4 protein-coding genes are annotated in these 3,283 nt (G+C 40.5%); all 4 read right to left on the reverse strand.

The features are described from left to right. Nucleotides 1–200: hypothetical protein (locus C5O24_RS14355; protein ID WP_205961110.1), on the reverse strand; the 200-nt coding region annotated here is incomplete at its 3' end. Between the two features lie 14 nt (nt 201–214). After that, a complete protein-coding gene (locus C5O24_RS13840) occupies nt 215–1,429 on the reverse strand; it encodes a hypothetical protein (protein ID WP_133165568.1) in 1,215 nt (404 codons plus the stop codon). Next, the gene (locus tag C5O24_RS11925; protein ID WP_107036849.1) at nt 1,429–2,280 is read right to left on the reverse strand and encodes a vWA domain-containing protein; all 852 of its coding nucleotides are present in this window, start codon (nt 2,278–2,280) and stop codon (nt 1,429–1,431) included. The genes C5O24_RS13840 and C5O24_RS11925 overlap by 1 nt, the downstream gene beginning before the upstream one ends. A 10-nt stretch (nt 2,281–2,290) precedes the next feature. Then, the gene (locus C5O24_RS11930) at nt 2,291–3,124 is read right to left on the reverse strand and encodes a coiled-coil domain-containing protein (protein ID WP_107036848.1); all 834 of its coding nucleotides are present in this window, start codon (nt 3,122–3,124) and stop codon (nt 2,291–2,293) included. Nucleotides 3,125–3,283: the final 159 nt, after the last annotated feature.

Below are 3,283 nucleotides of genomic sequence, written 5' to 3' on the forward strand. Positions count from 1 at the left end.
ATCTGGGACTCATCGGCCTTACCATCTGTCCAGCAACGGAGACATTGTGGTTTATTATTAGGTTTGACTATTTTGATACTCAGGGCAAATCCTCCCTTTAGGGCATATGCTTCCCCATCGACCGTCAACTGAGCGGAATAGCCTCGAAGATTTACAGGAAGTATGCTTGATGCATCCAACACCGCATCTCGTATGTCCATTCCCTTGGCAGTCTTTAATTTAATCCGAGACATTTCTTTATTATTGAGATTATTTTGGATTTTTCGTAGTTTGTATTATCGCCTGTATCAACGCTGTTTTCTTCGACACCATTGCAGTCGTCGATCTCAACGTCGTAGTTAGACTCAACAATTTGCTCCGCCTGTTCCGAATCAACAAATTCAGCATTCTCAGGTTCTTCAGAGTTATTTATCAAGACAACTTGCGCTGACTCCTCCAGAGCCTCTATCTCTACATGAGAATTGCTCATATCCACATCCTCTTCTGTTTGCGCTATTTCTCCTAAATTGTCAGAATCCTCAATAATTGCTTTAAATTCATCGGCTTGGCTTAACTTTGATTCAATATCATTGCCCTCCGGTGTTGTCGGTTCAGGTTCACATTTGCCATCATTCGTGGACGATTCAGACTCATCTGCTGTTAACTGAACATCAACCAATACAACAGCTACATCATCGTTTTTAAGGTCACTGTCGCGTAAACTGTCGATGAATGAATCAAATTTTTCAGGTGAATCAATTTCTTTAAGTGTGTCAATTATATGATTGGCATCTTCTTTTGTAAAGTTACGGCAAAACCAATCAGAGAAGGCGTCGGTCGCCAAAAGAATAGTGCAGTCGAACGCCTTAACGGATTCCTCTAAAGGTTCGCCTACAATACGCCCCTTAGTATCAATGAAATGAGGATGAATTCCAAAAACACATTTGAAAGGGAGCTCATTTTCCAGAGTAACTTCACAAGGCATGCTCGAAAGAATCATTGGAGATAAGCTATGATCTTTAGGAATTAGAAAAATACATGAATCTCCCAGAACATCAAACGAAAATTCCTCGCCATCAATACGTATTCCGGCAAATGTTGAAGCCCCCATCCCATACAATTCGCGCTGATACTCCAAATCATATGCAGTATCTTCGTCTACGGATGCTTCAAAATTACGTGATTTACAATCCCATTCTGCAACTATATAGGAAAGTAATTCAGAAGCATTTCGATCACAAAATAGTGGACCACCGGGAAGTTTTTCAGAGACATAAAATTCTGTCAAAGCTTCTGCAACAAACTTAGGCATATATGACTTTGAAACACCATCAGCGATTGCTATTTTATGCCTATCTGGAGAAATAGCAAAACTATCAGCGCAATTTGATGGCTTAGACCCGAATTTAGAAGTCTTAAAAGCCGCCAATATGGTAGAGGAAACTATCATTATTTTGGTTTTATAGGTTCCAGTTGTCTCACCATATCAGTCGTTACACCTCCTGTCGAGGTTCCCCACGAGATAAACATCAGCAATGAATCAGTATGAGTTTCATTCGAAATCATAGCCCGGCTATTTGATGTAATGCGATGTCCTTTCCAGGCATCAACATTTTGTGCAGTCTTCACCAATTCGGGAGGGATTATTGATGATGCTTCGAATAGGAATTTTGATGTGATGTTTGATGGTGCTGTATCAGGTAGGACCATTTTAGAAGCTGTAGTATCCGGGGAGAAATGGATGTTGTAAACCACCACATTCCCATCGGGAGTGCTAATTGCTTTGAGCCTATTTGCTGCAGCCAATGCCTTTGAATGAGTAAACTCACTCCCTTCATATGGGTCACCATCAGTGATATTAATCACAACAGGTGCCGGTGTTTGAATACCTTTAGCTCTTTGAGTACTCAGCCAAGTGTTTATATCTTTTGCTGCCGCATCAAATGCGTCTGACATGTATGTCTGCCATTTGGGCTCAGCTTCACCGCCTTGCTGAGTATTGAATATATAACCACGTCGGCGAGAATCGTTAAAGAACTTGTTGAATTCTTTAGCCGTTTTACACTCCATCAATGTAAAGACATCTGAATTGTAACCGATGACGGTTGCCGAGAAAAGATCCAAAATCTCATCTCCATTCATTATTTCGTTTTTCAGCGAACGAAACAATTTTTGCATCACCTCCATGACCGTGTCAACGAGGCGAGTATCATTGATTTTTCTCCCCATCGAGCCGGAAAGATCCAGCATGTAGACAATGTGGCCCGGATGTTTGGGATTCCAATGCAATTCGTAACTCATATTGTTATAATTAATTTTGATTAATGCAGAAGTATAATTTGAAATTGCCTCCTCTTATCTTTAATGACACCCCTTGAGTGAGACGTATTTTATTCTCTTTCATGGCTCCAGAAGATGTCAAAGTTCCGGCAAGGTCTGTAAGCCTATATCCTCCGGTTAAACTTTTTTCCACGCTGAATGCCACTTTTGCGGTAGTCATTACTGGCAACATAGAAATGGAATCATCAGGTGCATTACAAGATTCAATACCGGGACCTGTTGCAAAATAATGTTTTTCCACAGGGACCGGGATTACAGAGAATTCACCGTCATCATCCAAAATGAAATATACATTTCCTGCTTTTGGACTCAGTGACAATTGTTCTAATTCAGATTTCACCCGAGCTAAATCTGATGCTAGTTCTCTGTTTTGTTTCTTTAAAGATGCTGACAAATTCCTTGCCTTTTCTAAGTGGTCCGCGCTGTCAGCTAATTTATTTTCAAGATTGGTATTAATTTTCTGGAGGTTCTGGCGCTCGTTTTCGAGTTTACGTAATTGAGAGCGATTCTTGTCATTTAATTCATCGCGCTCATAAGTGAGCCGCTCATTTTTTTTTCGAGCATCAGACAAAGCTTCTTCAAGCGATGCCAAATTCGTTTCCAACACATTACGTCGGCCTTCAATATCACGAACTGTGAGTGAGTGCTTTTCCTGTATTTCACGTAATGTTTTTATCCGATTTTTCTCGAAACTGGTTATTGATTCCGGTAGAGCCTCCGGCCAGATAATTTGCGTATAACCACAATGTTGACAAATACCATTGTCGAGATTGTTGTTGCAAACAGGGCATTTATTTATTTCCATTAGCTGTCTTATTTTAAAAATCGAAGATTGGATTCATTAAAGATTTGAGATATATCGGAGGCAACATTCATAAAGAATCCGCTTTCATTCATGCCACCGTGGAGCACTCCGATAACTTTCATTGAATCAGCCAACACCACCGGTCCTCCGGAAGAACCA

The organism is Paramuribaculum intestinale, assembly GCF_003024925.1.
Taxonomy (GTDB): domain Bacteria; phylum Bacteroidota; class Bacteroidia; order Bacteroidales; family Muribaculaceae; genus Paramuribaculum; species Paramuribaculum intestinale.

What these genes read in the sequence shown, in the direction of transcription:
- C5O24_RS13840 (WP_133165568.1), bottom strand. Translation starts at nt 1,429, where the DNA reads ATGATAGTTTCCTCTACCATATTGGCGGCTTTTAAGACTTCTAAATTC.
- C5O24_RS11925 (WP_107036849.1), bottom strand. Translation starts at nt 2,280, where the DNA reads ATGAGTTACGAATTGCATTGGAATCCCAAACATCCGGGCCACATTGTC.
- C5O24_RS11930 (WP_107036848.1), bottom strand. Translation starts at nt 3,124, where the DNA reads ATGGAAATAAATAAATGCCCTGTTTGCAACAACAATCTCGACAATGGT.